The organism is Pukyongiella litopenaei (genome assembly GCF_003008555.2).
Taxonomy (GTDB): Bacteria; Pseudomonadota; Alphaproteobacteria; order Rhodobacterales; family Rhodobacteraceae; genus Pukyongiella; species Pukyongiella litopenaei.
This window is the reverse complement of sequence record NZ_CP027665.1, coordinates 1774151-1796620: the sequence shown is the minus strand read 5'-3', so window position 1 is coordinate 1796620 and position 22470 is coordinate 1774151. Positions and strand designations below refer to the sequence as shown.

Below are 22470 nucleotides of genomic sequence, written 5' to 3'. Positions count from 1 at the left end.
GTCATCAGAATGCACGTCCGGGGCGGGCGCGCAAAGCCCCGCCCGCCACCGGTGGTCATTAGTGCATCACTCGGCCCAGCTGAGATCGGCCAGCGGTTCGTAGAGAACTGGCGCCGATGTCCAGTAGCCCTGCAGCCTGGCGTCATAGACCCCCAGCGCGGGCAGCTGGAACAGGAACCCGTGCACGGCGGCATCGGTCAGGAACTCCTGGCCCTGTTTCAGCAGCGCATTGCGCTTGTCGGGGTCGGTTTCGGTGCTGATCGCATCCCAGAGCGCGGTGAACTCCGGATCCTCGAAGCCGTAGAAATACGATTTGCCGCGCGCGAAGTTGCCCATGTCGTTGGGGCTTGTATGCGCGATGATGGTCATGTCGTAATTCTGTTTCTTGTAGATCTCGTCGATCCAGAATCCCCATTCGACATTTTCCACCTTGGCGTCGATACCGGCCTCGGCCAGCTGTGCCTGGATGATCTCGGCGGACCGGGTGGCATAGGGAAATGGCGGCACCCGCAGGGTCATGGTGGTTCCGGCCACGCCGGCTGCCTCGAACATCTCGCGGGCCTTGGCCGGGTCGTGCGGATACTTGTCCAGCAGGTCGACATAAGCCGGACCGTGCGGCGGGTAGAAGCTGCCGATGGGGGTGGCGCGGCCATACATGGCGCCGTCGATGATCGCGGCGCGGTCGATGGCGAGGTTCACGGCGCGGCGCACCTCGATATTGTCGAACGGGGCCTTGGCGTTGTTCATCGCCAGGATCACCTCGCCCTCGGTGCTGCCGACGGTCACCGCGAAACGGGGATCGGCCTCGAACTGGGGCAGCATCTCGGGGGCGGGAAAGCCCGGAAAGGCATCCAGCTCACCCGCCAGCAGCGCGGCGCTGGCCGCCGCCGGGTCCGAGATGAAACGGAACACCACCTTGTCCATCGCGACGCTGTCGGCGGCCCGGTAATCGGGGTTCTTGACCAGGGTCAGCCGGTCGCCCCGGGTCCAGCTGTCAAACCTGAACGGGCCGGTGCCCACGGGCGCGGTCTTGTTCGCCTCGACGCTTTCGGGCGCGACGATCGACGCATCCCCGCGAGACAGGTTGAACAGGAAGAACGCGTCCTTGTCCGACAGCTTGATCTCGACCGTATGCGGGTCGATGACCATGACCGATGCGATCGGTTTGAAGATGCTCTTGGTGGGGTTCACGCTGTCCTCGGCCATGGCCCGGTCGAACGAGAATTTCACATCCTCGGCGTCGAAACCGGTGCCATCGTGATAGGTCACGCCCTGAACCAGCCTGAACGTGTAGGTCAGCCCGTCGTCCGAGATTTCCCAGCTTTCGGCGAGATCGGGCAGAACCTCGCCCGCTTCGTTTACGGTTGTCAGCGATTCCAGAACGTTATGCGTCACGATCCCGTCGATGGCGGCAGTGGCATCGCTGGTTGGGTCCAGCGTGGTCGGTTCCTGCTGGAGCCCGAGCGACACGCTGGTTTCCGCGGCCGCGGGGACCGCCAGGAACGCAACCAGCGCGGCACTGCCGGCGAGGTGTGTCAGGGAAAGAGATCGTGAAAACATAAGTGTTACTCCGTGCGATTCGGCGCAGTTCTGAACCTTCAGTGTAGCGGTTTTATGATGAGGTGCAGATTTTCCTTCATGCAATCCCGATCGTTGCCGGCAATTCTCCGGCAAGGGGCCGGGTTGTGCTTTGGCTACGGGTCTGAACAGGACGCAGGAGGAGCCGGGCCATGCAGTTGGGCGCGGCACAGATGTATACGGATGGATATCGCCTGACCCGGTCCGTCTGGCGTGGCGTGACGGGGCGGCGCAGGCTGGCGTGGCGCGGTGGGCTGTGCCATGGATCGCGCATCAGCAAGAGGACGCGCGATGACCGGAACCCTGTTCGATCTGCCTGAAATCCCCGCCATACCCCTGAAGGGTGCATCCGCCTATCCCATCGGGCGCATTTTCTGCGTCGGGCGCAACTATGCCGCCCATGCCGCCGAAATGGGCAACGAAGTCGATCGCGAGGCGCCGTTCTATTTCACCAAATCGCCCGCCTCGGCGGTGCTGTCCGGTGCGGTGGTGCCCTTTCCGCCGGGAACGCGGGACTATCACCACGAAATGGAACTGGTGATGGCGATCGGGCAGCCGGCGTTCCGGGCCGATATCGAAACCGCCGCGGCGGCCATCTATGCCTATGGCTGCGGCCTCGACATGACCCGGCGCGACCTGCAGGGCGCGGCCAAGGAGAAACGCAGGCCGTGGAGCCTAGGCAAGGACGTGGAAAACTCGGCGGTGTTCGCGCCGCTGACCCGGGCAGAGGATCTCGGCCCGCTGGGCGGGCGGCGGATCCATCTGTCGGTGAACGGCGAAGTCCGGCAGGATGCCACGCTGGACGACATGGTCTGGTCGGCGCCCGAGATCGTCAGCCACCTGTCGGGCTATTATCATCTGCGCCCCGGCGACCTGATCATGACCGGTACGCCGGCCGGCGTCGGTCCGGTGAACCCCGGCGACATCATCTCCGGCGGCATCGACGGGCTGGATCCGGTGGCGCTGACGCTGGCCGATCCCGAATGAGGCGATGAAAATTCGCCCCTTGCCTTGAACACGCCTTCGGTTGCAGTCTGCCGGGGCCAATAATCAACGGTCATGCGAAAAAGACATGGCCAACCCCAGGGAGGAGAAACATGACAGATCGCAGAAAGCTGCTTGGCTTTGTGGGGGCGGCCGCGCTGGCGGCGCTGGCCACCGGGCTGACCGCACCGGCGGCGCTGGCGCAGGAGGTGACGCTGAAGCTGCACCAGTTCCTGCCCGCACAGGCCAACGTGCCGAAACAGGTTCTGGATGTCTGGGCCGACAATGTCGAACAGGACAGCGGCGGGCGCATCAAGGTGGAGCGCTATCCGTCGATGCAGCTCGGCGGCAAGCCGCCCGAACTGATGGACCAGGTCGTCGATGGTGTCGCCGACGTGATCTGGACGGTGGTCGGCTATACGCCGGGGCGTTTCCCGGGCACCGAGGTGTTCGAACTGCCGTTCATGATGACGAACGCCCGCGCCGTCAGCCGCGCCTATTGGGAGATGTTCGAGGAGCACTGGAAGGACACCGATTTCAAGGACGTGCATATCCTGGGGACCTGGGTGCACGGTCCGGGCATGTTCCACACCAAGGACCCGGTCGAAAAACCGTCGGACCTGCAGGGCATGAAGATCCGCGGCGGCGGCCGGTCGGTGAACACGCTGCTGGAAAAACTGGGCGCGACCCCGGTCGGGATGCCGGTTCCGGCGGTGCCCGAAGGCCTGTCCAAGGGCGTGATCGACGGCACCACCATCCCGTGGGAGGTGACGCCGGCGCTGAAGATCCCGGAACTGGTGCAGAACCACACCGAGTTCACCGGCCGCGCGCTCTATGTGCTGACATTCGTGCTGGCGATGAACAAGGACAAGTATGAAAGCCTGCCGGACGATCTGAAAAAGGTGATCGACGACAATTCGGGGCTCGAATTCTCGGTCTTTGCCGGCGGAACCCAGGCCGATGCGGACGGTCCCGCGCGCGAAACGGCGCTGGACATGGGCAACAACATCATCACCATCGACGAGGCGGGCACCGCCGAGTGGCGCGAACTGGCGCAGCCAATCTATGACGAATGGATCGCCGAGATGGATGCCAAGGGCATCGACGGTCAGGCCCTGATCGACGAAGCCCGGATGTTGATCGACAAGTACACCGAGTAATCGGGACCGGATCGGGGGGCCGTGGCCGCCGCGCCGCGGCCCCGTCCGTATCTGACGGCGGGGGACGGATGCACAGGCTGATGTTGGCGCTGGCCAGGTTCATGGCCATAGCAGGAGGAGCCGTGCTCAGCCTGCTGATCCTGCTGACCTGCATTTCGATCACGGGCCGGTTGCTGAACGGCCTGTTTCACGGCGACTGGATGGAGAGCATCGCGCCCGGCTTCTCGGCCTGGGTCCTGGGGCTGGGCGTCGGTCCGGTGAACGGCGATTTCGAACTGGTCGAGGCCGGCGTGGCCTTTGCCATCTTTGCCTTTCTGCCGCTGTGCCAGATCACGTCGGGCCATGCGGCGGTCGATATCGTCGCCAACCATTTCCCGTCATGGCTGAGCCGGTTCCTGCGCGCGGCGACGGAAGTGGTCTTTGCGGTGGTGCTGGTGCTGATCGCCGAGCGGCTGTTCGAAGGCATGATGTCCAAGAAAGGCTATGGCGAAACCACGTTCCTGCTGCAGTTTCCGATCTGGTGGGCCTACGCGGCCAGTCTCGCGGGCGCGGTGGTCGCGGCGGTCGTCGCGGTCTACATGGCCGTGGTGCGCTGCTACGAGAGCCTGACCGGGCGCGTCCTGATCCATGACGGCGTGGAGACCGGCACATGACCGCGCTGGAAATCGGTATCGGGTCGTTTCCCGCGCTGATGGTGCTGATCTTCCTGCGCGTGCCGATCGGGCTGGCGATGTTCCTGGTCGGTTTCGTCGGGCTCTACCTCGTCACCGGCGACAACAACGTGGCGCTGTCGCGGCTGAAGAACGAAACCTACAGCACCTTTTCCAGCTATTCACTGACCATTGTCCCGATGTTCCTGCTGATGGGCCATTTTGCCACGCTGGGCGGCATGTCCAACGCGCTGTTCCGCGCGGCCGAAGGCTGGCTTGGCCACCGGCGCGGCGGCGTCGCGATGGCGGCAATCGGGGCCTGCGCGGGGTTCGGCGCGATCTGCGGATCGTCGCTGGCGACCGCCGCCACGATGGGGCGTGTCGCGCTGCCCGAACTGAAACGCTATGGCTATGACGGAGGGTTCTCGACCGCGACGCTGGCGGCGGGCGGAACGCTGGGCATCCTGATCCCGCCCTCGGTGGTGCTGGTGATCTACGCGATCCTGACCGAACAGAATATCGCGAAACTGTTCCTCGCCGCCTTTGTCCCCGGCATCCTGGCCGCGGTGGGCTATGTCATCGCGATCTCGGTCTATGTCCGGCTCTATCCCGAAAGCGCCGGCACCCGGCCGCCGGTTCCCTATTCTGAACGCTTTGCCGCGCTGGTCCGGGTCTGGCCGGTGCTGCTGGTATTCGCGCTGGTCGTGGGCGGCATCTACCTGGGGTGGTTCACCCCGACCGAGGGCGCGGCGGTCGGCGCCTTCGGCACCGGGCTGATCGCCTTTGTCAATGGCGGGCTGAACCGGGCGACGCTGGCGGACAGTTTCATGGTCACCGCGCGATCGACGGCGATGATCTTCTTCATCGTGCTGGGGGCGGGGTTCTACAACGGGTTCCTCGCGCTGACGCAGGTGCCGCAGGAACTGTCGAACCTGGTGGTCAGCCAGGGCTATTCGCCCTGGGTGGTGCTGGCGCTGATCCTGGTCTTTTACCTCGTGTTCGGCTGCCTGATGGACAGCCTGTCGATGATCCTGCTGACAGTGCCGATCTTCTTTCCGGTGATCTCGGCGATGGATTTCAACCTGATCTCGCTGCCGGCGATGCAGGCCGACGCGGCGATGGAGGTGCTCAAGGCGGGCGTGCCCGAGGAGCTGGGCGCCGGGATGCTGGACGAGATCCGAACCGCCATCGCGGCGGGCGCCGAACTGACCCGCGACCAGATGCAGGCGTTGGGCATCCGCGTGACCGAAGGCATGGCGAACCGGATCGAGGCCGAGCATGTGGCGATCTGGTTCGGTATTCTGGTGCTGATCGTGGTCGAGGTCGGGTTGATCACCCCGCCGGTCGGGATGAACCTGTTCATCATCAATGCGATGGATCGCAGCACGCGGATGGCTGACACCTACAAGGCGGTGATGTTCTTTGTCGGCTCCGACATCGTGCGGGTGATCATCCTGGTGATGTTCCCGGCGATCACCCTGTTCCTGCTGCCGGGATAGGATCGCGCAGCCAGCCATCGTCGAACCCTACCGTTTCCAGCCCGGCAAAGCGGGCGACCCGGTCCAGTTCCGCCTCGAGCCGGGCGGCGCGGCCCCGGCCCCACCGGATGCCCGGTTCGGGCCAGAGCGCCCGCACCTGCAACCGCGCCCCGTCGCGCCGGGCCTTCATGTCGATACGGCCGACCAGCCGGTCGCCTTCGAGCAGCGGGAACACATAATAGCCGTATTTTCGCTTTGCCGCCGGGACGAACACCTCGATCCGATAATGAAAGCCGAACAACCGCTCCGCCCGGGCCCGGTCGCGCAGGGCGGGATCGAAGGGTGACAACACGCGCAGCCGCCCGGTTGGTTCGGGCGCGGCGGTTGCCTGATCGGCGATGTCGGGCCGGGCGAATACGCGCCGCACCCTACCGTCCGCGCAGGCGATCCGGGCGTCGATCAGGGCGTCTTTGGCCAGTTGCCGGTGGCACCAGTCGCGCGCCTCGGCCGGGGTCGCGGTATCCCAGAACGCGGCGATTTCGCCGGGCGTGGCGAACCCCAGCCGGTCGAGCGCCGCGCCGCAGAGCCAGTTGACACACTCTTGCGGCTCGGGGCCGGGGCCGGTCAGCATCGCGCTGTCGATCACCCGTTCGCTGAGATCATAGCGTTTCTGGAAACCGCTGCGCCCGACCACGGCCAGCGCGCCCGATCGCCACAGATATTCCAGCGCGGTCTTGGACGGGTGCCAGTCCCACCAGCCGCCGCTGCCTTTCTTTTCATCGGTGCCCACCTCCGAAGACGACACCGGCCCGTGATCGCGGATATGGGCCAGGACCGCGGCGAACCGGTCCTCGAACCCGTCGCGCCGCCAGTTGCGCCAGCGGGCCTTGAGCATTTCGGCATCACGGGCAAAGCGCAGCCGCCACTGCGGATAGAACGCGATCGGTATCATCGCCGCGTCGTGGGTCCAGTGTTCGAACAGCGCCCGGTCGCGTTCGTAGAGCCGGCCGAGATGCGCGGGCCGAAAGGCCGGTCGCCGCGCGCGCAGGATCATGTCATGGGCGCGGCCCACGGTGTTGATGCTGTCGAGCTGAACGAATCCGAGCCGGTGGATCAGTGCCGCCAGGTCGTCGCCCCGGCCCGGCCCGGCCGGCGGTTCCGCCAGCGCGTGCCGGTGCAGGAACAGCCGCCGCGCGGCCGGGTTGTCCAGCTGAACGTGGCTCACCAGCGTTTCAGCGTATCGCCATAGGAGATGGTCGGCGACAGGGTCAACTGCCGCTCGACCGGGTCCGCGGTTTCGTCCAGGCTGGCGATAATGATCTCGGCGGCCTTGCGCCCGATCTCGGCCCGGCACGCATCCATGGTGGCGAGCTGGCGGGGCAGGCCCTGCAACAGCTCGACGCCGTTGAACCCGGCCAGCCCGATCTGTCCCGGCACGTCGATCCCCTTGTCGATCAGGTAGAGCAGCCCACCCGCCCCGATCATATCGTTGGAATAATAGAGAAAATCCAGATCCGGCGAGCGTTCGAGCATGGCCTGTGTCATCTCGCGCCCCTTGGCCAGCGCCGAACCGCCGGAATAGAAATCGCGATCCTCGATCTCGACACCGTTCTTGCCCAGCACCTCGGTAAAGCCCTCGAAGCGTTTGCGCGCCCGATGATCCAGCGGCATCTTGGTGCCCATGAACCCGATGTGGCGATAACCGGCTTTCAGGATCGCCTGCGCCATCTCGCGCCCGGCGCGACGATGGGAGATTCCGACCATGGCATCGACCGGGCGCCCGTCCGTATCCATGATTTCGACCACCGGGATGCTGGCCGCCCGCAACATGGCCCGCGCCGCGTCGGAATGTTCGAGACCCGCGATGATGACCCCGGACGGCCGCCAGGACAGCATCTCGTAGAGCACCTTTTCCTCTTTTTCCGGCAGGTAATCGGTGACGCCGACCACGGGTTGCAGGTCGGTTTCCTCGAGCACCGAGTTGATGCCGGTCAGAACCTCGGGAAACACCATGTTCGACAGCGACGGGATGATGACGGCCACCAGGTTCACCCGGTTCGACGCCAGCGCGCCGGCGATCTTGTTGGGCACATAGCCCAGTTCCTTGGCGGCGGCGAGCACCTTGGCGCGGGTCCGGTCGGACACGTCACCGCGATTGCGCAGCACACGGCTGACCGTCATTTCGGACACGCCGGATGCGTCCGAAACATCGCGCAGGGTCAGCGGGCGTTTGGGCTCGAGCGTCACGGCGTTCCTTTCCTGCGGGGATAGTAGTTCTGCAATGACCCGATGTTACCGCGAACGCGCAATTGCGATCAACTCCGCTCATTCGGCGATGACAATCCCAGGAGAGCGGGCTAAGACAGCCCTGCGCGGCCCCGTGGCTCAACTGGATAGAGCAGCCCCCTCCTAAGGGGCAGGTTGCAGGTTCGAATCCTGCCGGGGTCGCCAAAACTGCCTGAAAAATATGGCTTATTTGCAACGGGTTCTGCAGAAGCTTGCAGAAACGCCCGTTTCGATTTCCGCCGATTTCTCCGAAAACGACCGAATTCTCGTACAAAACCTGTACAAAATTCGCACGTCCGTGGAGCTTTTGGGGCCGTCCGATGAGTTGGCGGGTGGCGAATGTGTGTGCCGAACGGAAGTTCGGGAGTGCGACGCGCAAGCAGATCATCATGTTTCTGGCAGACAAGGCGTCGGATGATGGCTCGGGCATCTGGTGTTCGAAGGGGACGATCCAGCGACACACGGAGCTGGGCGAGACTACAGTCAAGCGGACGATCCGAGACTTCTTGAAGGAAGGCATCTTGGTCGAGACCTGCGCGCGCCTCGCGGCAGGACGCGATGTGCAGCCAACAGCCGGCGTGATCGACAGCCAGAGCGTGAAAACCTCGGAAAACACCTCATTGTCCGGCTATGACGCTGGGAGGCGGATCAAGGGACGCAAGCGCCACATCATCACGGATACCTGCGGCAACCTGATCGCATGCGAGGTCCACACCGCCAATATCCAGGATCGGGATGGTGCGCCTCTGGTCATCGCAAGACTCCGCCGCGACGCTCCGAGACTACGCCATATGTTTGCGGATGGCGGCGATCATTGTTGCGACCATCGGCAGAGGGACGTTCCCGACACGTTGGCCACGGTCCTTCAACGACAGATTCATCTTGAAGCATGGCTACCACCCACGGGACCGCTTCACGCTGAAAGCTGTGATCAAGCAGATCGCCTCAAAACACCCGATCCTGTATTGCCTCGAACCGGACGAACTCGATTGGGCTAATCTTCAGTTCGAAGAAGCAGAGTGTTTCCGGATCGCAATGAAGACCTTGAACGAAGAGTATTCTGTACCTTCACTTCCCGTTCACGACAGCCTCATCGTTCGGCGGAGGGATTACGAGTTGGCCGCCTTCGAGTTGCAACGTGTCTACCGTGAACGGTTCGGATACGCCCCGACAATGACGATGGACGACAGTATCCTTGATGTAGAGGACCCCTACGATTTCTGAGGCTTAGCAAGGTAGGCACCCTCTATAGGGGAGATAATCCTCTCGGCACGAAGCTATCCCACATGGATACTTTGGGAAGTACTTAGGCATTACCAGGAAGCGTAAGAGGCCACCGACAGCCGCACGACAGGCTGCCAACTTCTTCAGCCGTGAGTGATCTGACCATCCTCTGCTTGCGGTCCAGAACCGTCGTTGACCTCCATCACAGGCGATGCGCCACAGCAACACAAAAGCAGGCGTTGCGTGCCGCAAGCAATGTACATATCTGAACTTCAATCACTTAGTACTTGGGAGACGATGATGAGTGAATTGACACAATATATTCAATGCGATGTTGAGCTGAACGTTTCTGGGCCGAGTCAAAAGACTGTCGCAAGCTGGACTGCAGCCGCTTTACGCCGAATTGCAGATCGACTGGAGCAAGATGGCTTTGACGATGGCCACCATGATGTTAGCGACAACACAGGTCGGCCAATTGGGTCTGTCTACTTTGATTTTTCAGAAGGTTACCATGTTGAGGAATAATGAAACCAGCAAACAGCCCATACCTGCCTAGAATCGCATCTGCCGCTTCTTGTCGGGCCAAGCGCTCGTTTGTCGACAGGCCCGAAGAATACGGGTCCATTCCTTGATCTAGGAGTTGTTCTTGTATGCTGACTTTGGCGGCGACTAGTTCGGAGGTGCTGCTTGCCTCAATTGGAGATTGCAGTATCCGCTCGACGTGTTCGTGATAGGGGCCATAGTTTCGAATCGCTTCACTCTCGGTTCGACCAAGAACTTTCGAAAACTCCGTTTTGCCAAGTACTTCCTGAAGCCGCTCCGGTACTCGTCGCCTGTACTTGAACTTTCCGTTGCTGTCTTTTTTGAGATTGACCTGCTCCCCTGAAAAGTCCTCGATTTGAGGTTAGCCTGTTCTCCAATGAAGGAGACAGACGATGAAGAGAAGCCGTTTCAGCGAAGCGCAGATTATTGGCATCCTGAAGGAGCACCAGGCGGGCATGATCGCGCCGGACCTCTGCCGCAAGCATGGGATCAGCGATGCGACCTTTTACAACTGGCGCCGGAAGTATGGGGGCATGGAGGTCGCTGAGGGGAGCAGGTCAAGATGCTTGATCACGAGGGGTCTTGTCATTGGCATTGTGGACCTAAATGTGGACCTATCGAGTCCACCAATCCAAAATTAATCCAATGATATCAGATGGTTAACTTGTCTGATTGGTGCCCAGGAGAGGACTCGAACCTCCACGTCCTTAAGGACACTGGCACCTGAAGCCAGCGCGTCTACCAATTCCGCCACCTGGGCAGGTGTCGTGAGCCGTGCGTTTAAGCCCAGCCGCGCAGGGTGTCAAACGGATTCTGCCACAATTTTTCCGCGCCCGGATTTCGCTGCATTCCCCGCCGGTCCCGGCGTGGCGGGCATCGGCGGTATCGCGGCGTTTTGCGCCTTGTTTGCCGGTGTCTGCGGCGGTAGATCGTAGGAACACCTGACGAAGGAGATTGCGCCATGCCGAAACTGGTCACGATCTATGGCGGTTCGGGATTCATCGGCCGCTATATCGCGCGGCGGATGGCGCGGGATGGCTGGCGCGTGCGCGTCGCGGTCCGGCGTCCGAACGAGGCGATTTTCGTGCGCCCCTACGGGACGGTCGGTCAGGTCGAGCCGGTGCTGTGCAACATTCGCGACGACGCATCGGTTGCCGCCGCGATGGAGCATGCCGACGCGGTCGTGAACTGCGTGGGCATCCTGAACGAAACCGGCAAGAACACGTTCGAGGCGATCCATATCGACGGCGCGGCGCGGATTGCGCGGCTCGCGGCGCAGGCGGGCATCGGGCGTCTGGTCCATGTTTCGGCCATCGGCGCGGATGAAAACGGCGAGAGCGCCTATCTCCGCTCCAAGGGCGCGGGCGAGCAGCAGGTTCTCGCCGCGTTTCCCGATGCGGTCATCCTGCGGCCCTCGCTGGTGTTCGGTCCCGAGGACATGTTCTTCAACCGGCTCGGATCGATGGCGCGCACATCGCCGATCCTGCCGATCATCGGCGCCGGGACGCGGTTCCAGCCGGTGTTCGCGGACGATGTGTCCAGGGCGGCGGCGGCAGCTCTTGAGGGTGTGGCGGCGCTGGGGATCTACGAGCTTGGCGGTCCCGAAATACACAGCATGCGCGAACTGGCGCAGATGGTGGTGCAGGAGATCAACCGCAATCGTCCCGTCGTGAACATCCCGTTCTGGATCGCCCGCATCATGGCGTTCGGGCTGGACATGGTGCAGGCGGTGAGCTTCGGGCTGATTGCGAACGGGGTGGTCACCCGCGATCAGCTGCGCGGCCTGGGGCGTGACAGCGTCGTTGCCGATGGCGCGCGCGGTTTTGCCGACCTGGGTATCACGCCGGTCACTGCCGGTTCCGTGCTGCCCGAGTATCTCTGGCGGTTTCGCCCGTCCGGACAATACGACGCGATCCGCGAATCCGCCCGCAATATCCGGGCGTGATCCGACCCCGGCAGAGCACCGGGACGACCCGCCCGTGCCGCGGCGGGACCGGTTGGCAGTCATCGCAAGAGAACGGTGTTCGGGGCGCAGGGATGACCGGACCCCTCCGGGCCCGCTATTGCCAGTAATGGCGTATGTCGGTAAGCGACATTCCCAGGCGTAAGGCAGAGAAAACAGACCTTGAGGGCGGTGGAATGAAGCAGTTTTTTTCCGGCAAGCGGATCGTGGTCACCGGCGGCGTCGGCTCGGTGGGCAGCGAGATCGTCAAGCAATTGCTGGAATTCGATGTCGATTGCATCCGCGTCGTCGACAACAACGAAAGCGCGCTGTTCGAGATGGAAATGGCGCATGGCGCGCATCCGCAGGTCCGGTTCTACCATTGCGACATCACCGACGAACGCGAGATGATGCGCACGTTTTCGACCATGGACCTGTGTTTCCACACCGCGGCGCTGAAACATGTGCCGTCCTGCGAACGCAGCCCGTTCTCGGCGGTGAACGTCAACATACAGGGTTGCGAGGTCGTTGGCCGCGCGGCACTGGCCAACGGGTTGCAGAAGGTGATCTTTACCTCGTCCGACAAGGCGGTGAACCCCACCAACGTGATGGGCACCTCCAAGCTGATGGGCGAGCGGCTGTTCACGGCGATGAATTTCCTGCGCAGCGCCGATGCGCATACCGCCTTTGCCTGCACCCGGTTCGGCAATGTGCTGGGTTCGCGCGGGTCGGTGGTGCCGCTTTTCGTGCGGCAGATCGAAAATGGCGGCCCGGTCACGGTGACCGATGCCCGCATGACCCGGTTCGTGATGACCATGCCCCAGGCGGCGCGGCTGGTGATCGAGAGCATGGTCGTCGCCCATGGCGGCGAGGTGTTCATCACCAAGATGCCGGTGCTGCGGATCACCGATCTGGCCGAGGTGATGATCGACCGGTTGGCCCCGCATTACGGCACCAGCCCCGAGATCGCGATCACCACGCCCCGCCCCGGCGAAAAGCTGTGGGAGGAACTGAGCACCGACGAGGAAAGCGGCCGCATCCTTGAGGGGTCGGAGTTTCTGGTGGTGCTGCCATCGGGTATGACCCCCGAGGAACGCGAGCGTTACACCTACGATACGCTCGACCTGCAAAAGAGCGATGCGGTCTATCATTCGGACCGCGAGGAAAAGATCGACGCGCCGGCGATCCGCGCGTTGCTGGCCGAGCCGGGCGTGCTGCCCGACGATCTCGGCCCCCGGTTCGAAAACTGACGACAACGGATATTGAGGCGCGACATGAAAGTTCTGATCCTCGGCGGTGACGGTTACATCGGCTGGCCGACTGCGATGAATCTGTCCGGGGCCGGGCACGAGGTCTGCGTGGCCGACAATTATCTGCGCCGCCGCCTGATGCGGGAAACCGACAACGAAGCGCTGTTCGAGGTGCCCAATCTCGACCGCCGCGCCGCCCTGTGGGAAGAAAAATCGGGCCGCAAGGTGACGGTGCGTGTCGGCGATCTGCAGGACTGGACCTTCATGTCGGGCCTGTTCGAGGACTTCCAGCCCGACACGATCATCCACTATGCCGAACAGCCCTCGGCGCCCTATTCGATGATCGACCGGCCCGCCGCCGACCTGACGCTGAAAAACAACCTGGGCGTGACCTTCAACGTCATCCAGGCAATGAACGCATATACGCCCGACGCGCATCTGGTGAAACTGGGCACGATGGGCGAATACGGCACGCCCAATATCGACATCGAGGAAGGCTGGATCGAGATCGAGCACAAGGGCCGCAAGGACAAGTTCCTGTTTCCGCGCGCGGCCGGGTCGCTCTATCACACCACCAAGGTGCTCGATACCGACCTGCTGTGGTTCTATGTGCGGGTCTGGGGGCTGCGGGTGACCGACCTGATGCAGGGGCCGGTCTACGGGTTGGCGACCGACGAAAACCAGGGCGACGACCGGCTGTATTCCTTCCTGAACTATGACGAGGTGTTCGGCACCGTGCTGAACCGGTTCATGGTTCAGGCGGTGGCGGGCTATCCGCTGACCGTCTATGGCAAAGGCGGACAGACCCGCGGCTATCTGCACCTCAAGGACGCGCTGAAATGCGTCAGGCTGGCGGTGGAGACCCCCGCCGACAAAGGCGAGCTGCGCGTGTTCAACCAGTTCGTCGAGACCTTCAGCGTCAACGATCTCGCCGCGCGGGTGCAGGCGTCAGGCAAGCGGCTGGGCCTGGATGTCAGCGTCAAGAGCCTGCCCAACCCCCGCAAGGAAGCCGAGGAACATTACTACAATCCGACGCATACCGGGCTGATCGATCTCGGGCTCGAGCCGACCCCGCTCAGCGATGACATCATGGACGACATGATGAACCTCATCCTGCGCTATCGCGACCAGATCGAACATGACCGGATCTTCCGGGGAGTCGCATGGAAGAAATAGGCGGTGCCGACCACCACCCGGTCAGCTTTGCGGTCCGGCTCGGGCAGGTGATCGGGAACCGGTGAGCGGCGCGTTCATTTCACCGCGCCGGATGCCATGCCCTTGATGATATAGCGTTCCAGAAGGATGCCGATCACGATCAGCGGCAGGATGGCGCTGGCCGAGAGCGCCGCCATCGACCACCAGTTGATGCCCTGGCTCCCGGTCTGGCTGGCCACCATCACCGGCAGCGTCTTGGCGTCGGTCGATGTCAGCAGCGCGGCAAAGAAATACTCGTTCCACGTCAGCACCAGCGACAGGATGAAGCTGGCCACCATGCCGGGCAGCGCGATCGGCAGCACGATGGTCAGGAAGGCGCCCCAGATCGACAGCCCGTCGACCAGCGCGGCTTCTTCCAGTTCCACCGGGATCGACTGGAACTGGTCGCGCATGATCCAGATGACGATGGGCAGCACCGTGAGCGTATAGAGCAGGATCAGCCCGATCCGCGTATCCAGCAGGTCGAGCTGCTTGTAGAGCACCAGAAACGGCAGCGCCAGCACCACCGGCGGCAGGATCAGCTGGCTGAGGAAAAAGAACGAGATATCCGGGTTGCGCATGAAGCCGAAACGATAGCGGAACCGGCTGAGCCCGTAGGCGGTCATGCTGCCCAGGAGGACCGCAAGCGTCGAGGCGCCCACCGCCGAGACGGTGGAATTCGCGAACCGTTTCAGGAACTCGGCGCGCACCGTGCTTTCCGCCCCGATCGTGTCCGGTGACAGGCCCAGCGATTTCCAGCCGCGCCATTGCGGGACGTAATCCACCCAGGGGATCATGTTGCCCTTCATCACGTCGGGGGCGATCTTGAAGCTGGTGGTGATGGTCCAGTAGATCGGGAACAGGCAGACCAGCGTCCAGAACAGCAGGATGCCGTAGATCACCACGCGCCGCGTAAGCCAGCCGGCCTTGTGGGACAGGTCGCTTGCACTGTCGTGGAATATCTGTGTCTCGGCCATGTCAGTATCTCGGGTTCATCCAGCGATCCACCAGCTTCATGAAAACCGTGATCGCGATCACGATCACCACCAGGTAGACCAGCGCCAGCAGCGTGCCATAGCCCACGTTCGACCGGTCGCGGTATTCGCGGAAGATGAAGCTGGTCACGCTGTCGGTGGCCCCGCCGGGGCCGCCCGATGTCACGTTGATGATGATGTCGGCCAGTTTCAGCTTGAAGATGATGCGGATCAGGATCGCGGTGATCGACACCGGCAGCATCAGCGGAAAGGTAACCTCCCAGAAATTGCGCCAGGCATTGGCGCCGTCGACGCGGGCCGCTTCCTGCACCTCGCGCGGGATCGCCTGCAGCCCGGCCAGGATCATGATCATCATGAAGGGGATATAGGTCCAGGCATCCATCACCATGATCGTGGCGCGGGCGATCTCGGGGTTGCCGAAGAAACTGGGATCATCCCAGCCCAGCGCGCGGGCCAGCCGCGCCAGCGGGCCGAACCGGACCTCGAGCATCGACTTGCCGACCATCCAGCTGACCGCCACCGGCGACAGCATCAGCGGCATCAGGAACGCCACGCGAAAGAACTTGCGCGCCCGGATCTGGCTGGCGAGGATCAGCGCGAGGCCGAAGGCGATGGCATATTCGACCAGGATCGCCAGCGTGTACCAGACCATATTCCGCAGCGCGTTCCAGTAGAACGGGTCGCCCCACATCTGGCGGATGTTGTCGAGCCCGTTGAACTGCCGCCCGTCGGGGCTGGACAGGTTCCAGTCCGACAGCGCGATGACGATGGCATAAAGCAGCGGAAAGATGACCATCGCCACCACGAACAGCACGCTGGGCAGGATGAACAGGGTGCGTTTGCCATGTTCCCCGTGCAGGACGACCTGCGCGATGCACAGGCAGGTGGCCCAGAGCAGATAGCCATACAGCCCCGGCCGCCAGGTTTCGATGCCCAGCGGGTTGAACCCGTATCCGGCCAGCGCCACGGCGGCAAAGCTGAGCGCCATGACCGCGGCCGACCCCCAGATCAGCAGCCGGCCCAGGGCAACCCGGCGCGGGGTGATATCGTCAAGCGTGACAACGTGGAGGAGATCGCCTTGCGTCGTCATTGGCGGATCGGCCTTCCGTCTCTTGCGGCAAGGATTCGCGGGCGGCCCCCTCCCCCCGATGGGGCCGCCCTGGCGGCGCTGCGCACAGCCTCAGGGGCAACGCACGCTGCGCCTGCCATCTCACATCCCAAGGGACGCTTTGTAGAGTGCGATCTGGCTGTCGCGGCCGATCTGGTCGGTGATCTTTTCCCAGGCGGCGGCGATGGCGTCGGCGGTTTCCTGCGCCGATCCGTATTGCCCGGCCAGGCCCTTCACCAGCTCGTCCTCGGCAATCGAATAATACTGGAATATGCCGGGGATGCGCGGTTCGATCGCCGCGTTCGGGTGGTTGTAGCTGTCCGCGTTCGAGCCGAGGTAATCCTCGACAAAGGCGCGGTCATAGCCCGCCACTTCCCATTCCTCGAACTGGAAATGCGAATTGCGGTAGGGCTGGAACCCGGACGGATAGGCCGAACACCACAGCGACAGGTCGCGCCCGCCCAGATGCGCCGCCGCCGACCAGGCGGCCTTGCGTTTCTTTTCGTCGCCCTGCACCAGCTTGGTCACATAGACGCCCCAGCCGATATAGGCGTTGTTGGGCGCCTCGTTGGCGGTCATGTCCCATTCGCCGGTCTGGCTGTTCCAGACCTTTTCGGACCCCGGAATGGTCGAGAACCCGATCACGTCCCCGACCACCGAGGTGTCCGAGGTGCGCGCGTTCGATCCCACGTCGCCCCACCAGGTCAGCCCGGCGCCGGTGCCGGCCAGGAATTGCTGGAACGCGGTCACGTTCGGGTCGGCATTGACCTGGTCGGTGGGATAGGCCCCGTCGACGGCGAGCAGGTCCATCACGTCCTGGATCGCCTGCACGAAGGCGGGGTTGTTCACCCGCGGCTTCATCGTGTCGGGGTCGAACAGCCAGGCCGGATCGTCGGGATGCTTGGCATAGGCGGTGGCGCGGTCCTCGAGGAAATAGAAGCCGAACCCGCCCCAGGTGTATTTCAGCGGGTCGAGGAACCCGTGCGCCGGCAGCCCGGTCAGCGGGTCGGTCTTGCCGGCGAGGAATTTCGAATGCGCGTTGACCTGTGCCCAGGTGGTCGGCGGCACCCAGTCGCCTTCGCCGCCGGCTTCCTTCCAGGCGGCGGCAAATTCCTCGTTCTCGTAGTAATCCTTGCGGTAGGCGTAGGTGTGGCAATCGCCGTCGATCGAGACGCGATAGGTCTTGCCGTCCCAGGTGCCGACCGGCGCCTTGAGGTAGTCGACGTAATCATCCATGTCGATCACGTCCTTGACCCAGTCGGGCATCTCGTCCAGCAGCCCGCGCCCGGCGGTGTCGCCTTCGAACGGGGCGCCCATCTGCAGGATGTCGAAATCCACCGTCCCGGTGGCGATGCTCTGCTGCAGGCGCGGGTTGTAATCGGCCTGCGCCAGGTCGATCCAGTTGATTTTCGCGCCGGTATAGGCCTCCCACGGTTTGAGAAAGCCGCGGAACAGGAAATTGTGCAGGTTCTGGTTGTTCAGCCCCATGAAGGTCAGCTCGACCCCTGCAAACTCGCCTTCGGCGACCACGTCCCGGGTCGGGCCGAGGCACAGTTCGCCGACCTTCTGCCAATCGGCATCGGTGGGCGAGCCCATGCCGACACCGGGGATCTTCAGGATTTCTTGGCGCAGCGCGGCGTTGTCGGCGGCCCAGGCCGGGCGCAGGCCGATACCGGTGCTGACCCCGCCCGCCGCGACGGCCAGCCCGCTGGCGGCGGCGCCTTTCAGGACGCTGCGGCGGCTCAGGCCACGGCGCAGCATATAGTCGTAGATCTCGGTTTTCATGGTCGGTCCTCCCTCTGTCGGCCGGCCGGCCGCAGGACCCGTGGCGCCGCTGCGCGTTTTTTATTCTGTTGCGAAACACGCGGCGCCAAGCCCTGCCGCGCCCCCTCCCCGGTTCGCGGATGACCTGACCTGCCGGGACTTTTCCAGCCGGAACACCATCTGTCAAGCCACTAACATGCTAGCATATCTGGACAATGGACAGGTGGCCGCCGCTCGTCTAAGTCTGGGTCGGGGCAGCGGAACGGGGAGGAATATGGCCGGCGTCACCATTCGCGATTTGCGCAAGAACTACGGCGCGCTCGAGGTCATCCACGGCGTTGACGTGGATATCGAGGATGGGGAATTCGTGGTTCTGGTCGGCCCGTCCGGGTGCGGAAAATCGACTCTGCTGCGGATGATCGCCGGGCTCGAGGCGGTCACCGGGGGCACCATCCGCATCGGTGAACGGGTGGTAAACAACCTGCCGCCCTCGGAACGCGACATTGCCATGGTGTTCCAGAATTACGCGCTCTACCCGCACAAGACGGTGGCGGCGAACATGGCGTTCTCGTTGCGGATGCGCCGGATGGGCAAGACCGAGATCGACACCCGCGTGCGCCATGCCGCCGAGATCCTTGGCCTGACCGAGTATCTGGGCCGTTATCCCCGCGCCCTGTCCGGCGGGCAGCGGCAGCGGGTGGCGATGGGCCGGGCCATCGTGCGCGATCCGCAGGTGTTCCTGTTCGACGAACCGCTGTCCAATCTCGACGCCAAGCTGCGGGTTCAGATGCGGGCCGAGATCCGCGAGCTGCACCAGCGGCTGCGCACCACCACCATCTATGTCACCCACGACCAGATCGAGGCGATGACCATGGCCGACAAGATCGTGGTCATGCAGGGCGGCAACATCGAACAGATCGGGGCGCCGCTGGACCTCTATGACCGCCCGGCCAATACCTTCGTGGCCGGGTTCATCGGGTCGCCGTCGATGAATTTCTTTGCCGCGCATGCGCGTGGGCAGGTGCTGGAGGTAAACGGGGCCAGCCTGCCCGCGCCCGGCGGCGTCTCGCTGGCCGATGGCCGGCCCCTGACCGTCGGTATCCGGCCCGAGCATCTTGAACTGCGGGATAGCGGCCTGACCTGCGAGGTCGCGGTGGTCGAGCCGACCGGATCGGAAACCCATGTGGTGGCGCGCCACGGCGACGGCGAGATCACGGCCGTGTTCCGGGAACGCCATGCCTTCGCGGCGGGTCAGACCATCACCCTGGGCACGGCGCCCGGAACCATACATCTGTTCGACGCGGAAACCGGGCAGCGCGTCGCGTAAAAACGGGGAGGATCATACATGCTCAAGGGGATCGACAACCGGCTGAACGCCGAGGTGCTGGGCGCCTTGCGTGCCATGGGCCACGGCGACGTGGTGATCTTGTCCGACACCAATTTTCCGTCCGATTCCATCGCGCGGCAGACCACGCTGGGCCGGCTGCTGCGCATGGACAACCTGACCTCGGCCGAGGCGGCCGCGGCGATCCTGTCGGTGCTGCCGCTGGATACTTTCGTCGATGACTTTGCCGGTCGCATGGAAATCGTCGATGCACCGGGCGAGATCCCGCCGGTGCAGGCCGAGGTTCAGGACGCGATCGACGCCGCCGAGGGCCGCCCGCGCCCGATGGTCGGCATCGAACGCTTTGCCTTTTACGATATGGCGAAACAGGCCTATGCGGTGATCCAGACCGGCGAACGCCGTTTCTATGGCTGTTTCATGTTCCGCAAGGGCGTGATCCCGCCGCAGGACTAGGACTAAGGGGGCCGCGCCATGCGTGATGACATCGTGATCCTCGGGGTGTTCGTGGCGGACACCTCCTATCGTGCCGACCGGGCGCCGCGGATGGGTGAAACCATCATGGGCAACAGCTTTGCGCTGGGGCCGGGTGGCAAGGGCTCGAACCAGGCGGTCGCGGCGGCGATGGCCGGCGGGCGGGTGCATTTCATCACCCGGCTCGGGCGCGATCCCTTTGCCGACATGGCGTTGGCGACATGGGACAGGGCCGGGGTGATCCCGGCGATCACCCAGCATGACGATGGCTATACCGGCGCGGCCTATATCTTTGTCGAGGAAGCCAGCGGCGACAACGCGATCATCGTCTGCCCCGGCGTGGCGCGCAGCATATCGCCCGCCGATATCGACGCCCGCGCCGATCTGATCGGCAAGGCCGCGGTGTTCATGACCCAGCTCGAACAGCCGCTGGATGCGGCGATGCGGGCGCTGGAGATTGCGCGGGCCGGCGGGGCGACCACCATCCTCAATCCCGCGCCCGCCGCCGCGCTGCCCGAGGGCATGCTGGCGCTGTGCGACTATGCCACGCCCAACGAATCCGAGGCCGAGGGGCTGACGGGCATCGCGGTGCGGACCGTTGCCGATGCCACCCGCGCCGCCGAGGCGCTGATCGCCGCCGGTGTCGGTAGCGCGATCATCACCCTTGGCGAAAACGGGGCGCTGTTCCACGATGGCCGCGCGGCGGTGCATGTGCCCGCCTTCGATGCCGGACCGGTGGCGGAAACCACGGGTGCGGGTGATGCGTTCAACGGCGGGTTCGCCGCGGCGCTGCAACGCGGCGCGGCACCGATCGACGCGGTGCGTTTCGGTTGCGCCACCGCGGCGATTTCGGTGACCCGCCCCGGCACCGCGCCCTCGATGCCCGCGCGGTCCGAGGTCGAGGCGCTGCTGGCGGGATAGGCCGCCGGACCCCGGTGTGCGGGCGATTTCGGATTTGCCGGCCCCTGCCGGTATGCGATAGGGCGTTCTGCATGCAGTCCTTTGTCATCCACATGAAAGGCAGCGATGCCCGGCGCCCCAATGCGGAACGCCTGTGCGCCGAACTGCCGGACGCGCAGCTGGTCGATGCGGTGAACGGGCGCGATCCCGACGCGATCGCGGACATGCGCACCGCGCCCGGAACCCTGCACGCGCCCCGCTATCCGTTCCCGCTGCGGCCCGCCGAAATCGGCGTGTTTCTCAGCCACCGGAAATGCTGGCAGCGGATCGTCGACGGCGGGGTTGATTTCGCCCTGATCGCCGAGGACGACCTGGCGGTGGACCCGGAGCGTTTCGCCCGCGCGCTGGAGTTGATCGGCGCCTATGCCACCCCCGGGATGTATGTGCGCCTGCCCGTCAAGCAGCGCGAAAAACCCGCCCGCGTGATCGCGGAAACCGGCGGGATGCGGTTCATCCTGCCCCGGGTCATCGGTCTGCAGACCGTCTGTCAGGTTGTCGGGCGCGAGGTGGCGCGGCGCCTGCTCGCAGCCACGGAGACCATCGACCGCCCGGTGGATACGCTGTTGCAGATGCACTGGGTGACCGGCCAGCCGGTGCATGCGATCCTGCCCAATGGCAACCGCGAAATCACCGGAGAGATCGGCGGGTCGACCATCCAGACCAGAACGCCAGCCGCCGGCAAATTCGCCCGCGAAGTCAAACGCGCCGCCTATCGCGCGCAGGTGGCGCTGCGGCCGCAGCGTGCCTGATCCGCGCATCGGCGTGAATGCGGATGACCCTGCCCGACGCCGGCCCGCAGGTCAGGGGAAGGGGGGCAAGCCGCCCCCCTTGCCGGTGGTGTCTACTGCGGCGCCTTGGTCCAGCGCAGATAGGGCAGCTGGGCGTCGAACTCGCCGAACATCGTCTTGGCGTCATCGTCGCTGACGCTGGGCGGGATGATCACGTCCTGGCCCTGCTGCCAGTCCGCCGGGGTGGCGACGCCCTTGGCCGCGGTCTGCAGCCCGTCCAGCGCGCGCAGCACTTCGGCAAAGTTGCGGCCCACGTTCATCGGATAGGTCATCGACAGCTTGAGCTGCTTGTCCGGCCCGATGATGAACACCGAGCGAACGGTGGCGCTGTCGGCGGGGGTGCGCCCGTCGGGCAGGTAGGCCTCGGCGGGCAGCATGTCGAAGGCCTTGGAGACTTCGAGCCCCTCATCGGCGATGATCGGGAACCCTGCCTTGGACCCGGCGACCTGTTCGATGTCGCCTTTCCAGCGGCGGTGATCCTCGACCCCGTCCACCGATACGCCGATCACCTTGGTGCCGCGCTTTTCCCATTCCTCGGCCAGCCGTGCCACGGCGCCGAATTCGGTGGTGCAGACCGGGGTGAAATCCTTGGGGTGCGAAAACAGGATCGCCCAGCTGTCACCGATCCAGTCATGGAAACTGACGGTGCCCTGATCGGTTTCGGCGGTGAAATCGGGAACGGTATCGTTGATTCTCAAACCCATGTTCGGTCTCCTTCGCAGACTGTGGTTTCGACTCGGATGGCATGAC

General features: G+C 64.0%; 20 protein-coding genes, 2 tRNA genes and 2 pseudogenes. 16 read left to right on the top strand and 8 right to left on the bottom strand.

Going from position 1 to position 22470, the window contains the following annotated elements:
- Positions 1 to 66: 66 nt before the first annotated feature.
- Positions 67 to 1560, bottom strand: coding sequence for an ABC transporter substrate-binding protein (locus C6Y53_RS08965; protein ID WP_106472120.1), 1494 nt, complete (start codon positions 1558 to 1560; stop codon positions 67 to 69).
- Between the two features lie 309 nt (positions 1561 to 1869).
- Here C6Y53_RS08965 and C6Y53_RS08960 point away from each other — a divergent pair, with 309 nt between their 5' ends.
- The 4 genes from C6Y53_RS08960 to C6Y53_RS08945 all read left to right on the top strand — a co-directional run bounded on the left by C6Y53_RS08960 (position 1870) and on the right by C6Y53_RS08945 (position 5871).
- The gene (locus tag C6Y53_RS08960; protein WP_106472119.1) at positions 1870 to 2565 is read left to right on the top strand and encodes a fumarylacetoacetate hydrolase family protein; all 696 of its coding nucleotides are present in this window, start codon (positions 1870 to 1872) and stop codon (positions 2563 to 2565) included.
- 110 nt (positions 2566 to 2675) lie between these two features.
- Positions 2676 to 3722, top strand: a complete 1047-nt coding sequence (locus tag C6Y53_RS08955; RefSeq protein WP_106472118.1) for a TRAP transporter substrate-binding protein — start codon at positions 2676 to 2678, stop codon at positions 3720 to 3722.
- Between the two features lie 68 nt (positions 3723 to 3790).
- A complete protein-coding gene (locus C6Y53_RS08950; RefSeq protein WP_106472117.1) occupies positions 3791 to 4375 on the top strand; it encodes a TRAP transporter small permease in 585 nt (194 codons plus the stop codon).
- Complete coding sequence (locus C6Y53_RS08945) at positions 4372 to 5871, top strand: TRAP transporter large permease (protein ID WP_106472116.1); 1500 nt, start codon at positions 4372 to 4374, stop codon at positions 5869 to 5871. The genes C6Y53_RS08950 and C6Y53_RS08945 overlap by 4 nt, the downstream gene beginning before the upstream one ends.
- On the opposite strand, the gene C6Y53_RS08940 is transcribed toward C6Y53_RS08945, so the two are convergent.
- Together C6Y53_RS08940 and C6Y53_RS08935 are read right to left on the bottom strand one after the other, a co-directional pair.
- On the bottom strand, positions 5846 to 7075 hold the full coding sequence (locus C6Y53_RS08940; RefSeq protein WP_106472115.1) for a winged helix-turn-helix domain-containing protein: 1230 nt from the start codon (positions 7073 to 7075) through the stop codon (positions 5846 to 5848). The genes C6Y53_RS08945 and C6Y53_RS08940 overlap by 26 nt on opposite strands.
- Positions 7072 to 8097 carry a LacI family DNA-binding transcriptional regulator gene (locus C6Y53_RS08935; protein WP_106472114.1) on the bottom strand — a complete coding sequence of 342 codons (1026 nt, stop codon included), beginning with the start codon at positions 8095 to 8097 and terminating at the stop codon, positions 7072 to 7074. Before C6Y53_RS08935 ends, C6Y53_RS08940 begins: the two co-directional genes overlap by 4 nt.
- Positions 8098 to 8224: 127 nt before the next feature.
- Between C6Y53_RS08935 and C6Y53_RS08930 the strand changes: the two genes are divergently transcribed.
- From C6Y53_RS08930 to C6Y53_RS08900, 5 genes and pseudogenes are all read left to right on the top strand, one after another.
- Positions 8225 to 8301 (top strand) — tRNA-Arg (locus C6Y53_RS08930).
- A 155-nt stretch (positions 8302 to 8456) separates the two neighbouring features.
- Positions 8457 to 8945 (top strand): annotated as a pseudogene (locus C6Y53_RS21215) (transposase); the annotation flags it as partial.
- A complete protein-coding gene (locus C6Y53_RS08915) occupies positions 8938 to 9360 on the top strand; it encodes a hypothetical protein (RefSeq protein ID WP_211299547.1) in 423 nt (140 codons plus the stop codon). The pseudogene C6Y53_RS21215 and the gene C6Y53_RS08915, both read left to right, overlap by 8 nt.
- A gap of 300 nt (positions 9361 to 9660) precedes the next feature.
- Complete coding sequence (locus C6Y53_RS08910; RefSeq protein ID WP_149615503.1) at positions 9661 to 9885, top strand: hypothetical protein; 225 nt, start codon at positions 9661 to 9663, stop codon at positions 9883 to 9885.
- A gap of 410 nt (positions 9886 to 10295) precedes the next feature.
- Positions 10296 to 10472: pseudogene (locus C6Y53_RS08900) on the top strand (transposase); the annotation flags it as partial.
- 104 nt (positions 10473 to 10576) lie between these two features.
- Here C6Y53_RS08900 and C6Y53_RS08895 read toward each other — a convergent pair.
- Positions 10577 to 10663, bottom strand: a tRNA-Leu gene (locus C6Y53_RS08895).
- Positions 10664 to 10864: 201 nt separating this feature from the next.
- Between C6Y53_RS08895 and C6Y53_RS08890 the strand changes: the two genes are divergently transcribed.
- The 3 genes from C6Y53_RS08890 (at position 10865) to C6Y53_RS08880 (ending at position 14271) form a co-directional block, all read left to right on the top strand.
- The gene (locus tag C6Y53_RS08890; protein ID WP_106472112.1) at positions 10865 to 11848 is read left to right on the top strand and encodes a complex I NDUFA9 subunit family protein; all 984 of its coding nucleotides are present in this window, start codon (positions 10865 to 10867) and stop codon (positions 11846 to 11848) included.
- A 194-nt stretch (positions 11849 to 12042) separates the two neighbouring features.
- Entirely contained in the window at positions 12043 to 13095 is a 1053-nt protein-coding gene (locus C6Y53_RS08885) for an SDR family NAD(P)-dependent oxidoreductase (protein WP_211299499.1), read from the top strand.
- A 24-nt stretch (positions 13096 to 13119) separates the two neighbouring features.
- The gene (locus C6Y53_RS08880) at positions 13120 to 14271 is read left to right on the top strand and encodes an NAD-dependent epimerase/dehydratase family protein (protein WP_106472110.1); all 1152 of its coding nucleotides are present in this window, start codon (positions 13120 to 13122) and stop codon (positions 14269 to 14271) included.
- A 74-nt stretch (positions 14272 to 14345) separates the two neighbouring features.
- Here the strand turns inward: C6Y53_RS08880 and C6Y53_RS08875 are convergent, their stop codons facing one another.
- The 3 genes from C6Y53_RS08875 to C6Y53_RS08865 form a co-directional block, all read right to left on the bottom strand.
- Positions 14346 to 15266 carry a carbohydrate ABC transporter permease gene (locus tag C6Y53_RS08875; protein ID WP_106472109.1) on the bottom strand — a complete coding sequence of 307 codons (921 nt, stop codon included), beginning with the start codon at positions 15264 to 15266 and terminating at the stop codon, positions 14346 to 14348.
- Position 15267: 1 nt separating this feature from the next.
- Complete coding sequence (locus C6Y53_RS08870; RefSeq protein WP_106472108.1) at positions 15268 to 16374, bottom strand: carbohydrate ABC transporter permease; 1107 nt, start codon at positions 16372 to 16374, stop codon at positions 15268 to 15270.
- A gap of 120 nt (positions 16375 to 16494) precedes the next feature.
- A complete protein-coding gene (locus C6Y53_RS08865; protein ID WP_106472107.1) occupies positions 16495 to 18177 on the bottom strand; it encodes a type 2 periplasmic-binding domain-containing protein in 1683 nt (560 codons plus the stop codon).
- A gap of 253 nt (positions 18178 to 18430) precedes the next feature.
- Between C6Y53_RS08865 and C6Y53_RS08860 the strand changes: the two genes are divergently transcribed.
- The 4 genes from C6Y53_RS08860 to C6Y53_RS08845 all read left to right on the top strand — a co-directional run bounded on the left by C6Y53_RS08860 (position 18431) and on the right by C6Y53_RS08845 (position 21681).
- Entirely contained in the window at positions 18431 to 19483 is a 1053-nt protein-coding gene (locus C6Y53_RS08860; protein ID WP_106472106.1) for an ABC transporter ATP-binding protein, read from the top strand.
- Positions 19484 to 19501: 18 nt separating this feature from the next.
- A complete protein-coding gene (locus tag C6Y53_RS08855) occupies positions 19502 to 19954 on the top strand; it encodes an RbsD/FucU family protein (protein WP_106472105.1) in 453 nt (150 codons plus the stop codon).
- 18 nt (positions 19955 to 19972) lie between these two features.
- Positions 19973 to 20893, top strand: coding sequence for a ribokinase (locus tag C6Y53_RS08850; RefSeq protein ID WP_106472104.1), 921 nt, complete (start codon positions 19973 to 19975; stop codon positions 20891 to 20893).
- Between the two features lie 71 nt (positions 20894 to 20964).
- Positions 20965 to 21681: a glycosyltransferase family 25 protein gene (locus C6Y53_RS08845; protein WP_106472103.1), complete on the top strand. Its 717-nt coding sequence runs from the start codon at positions 20965 to 20967 to the stop codon at positions 21679 to 21681.
- 92 nt (positions 21682 to 21773) lie between these two features.
- Here C6Y53_RS08845 and C6Y53_RS08840 read toward each other — a convergent pair whose 3' ends face one another.
- A complete protein-coding gene (locus C6Y53_RS08840; protein WP_106472102.1) occupies positions 21774 to 22424 on the bottom strand; it encodes a peroxiredoxin in 651 nt (216 codons plus the stop codon).
- Positions 22425 to 22470 lie beyond the last annotated feature (46 nt).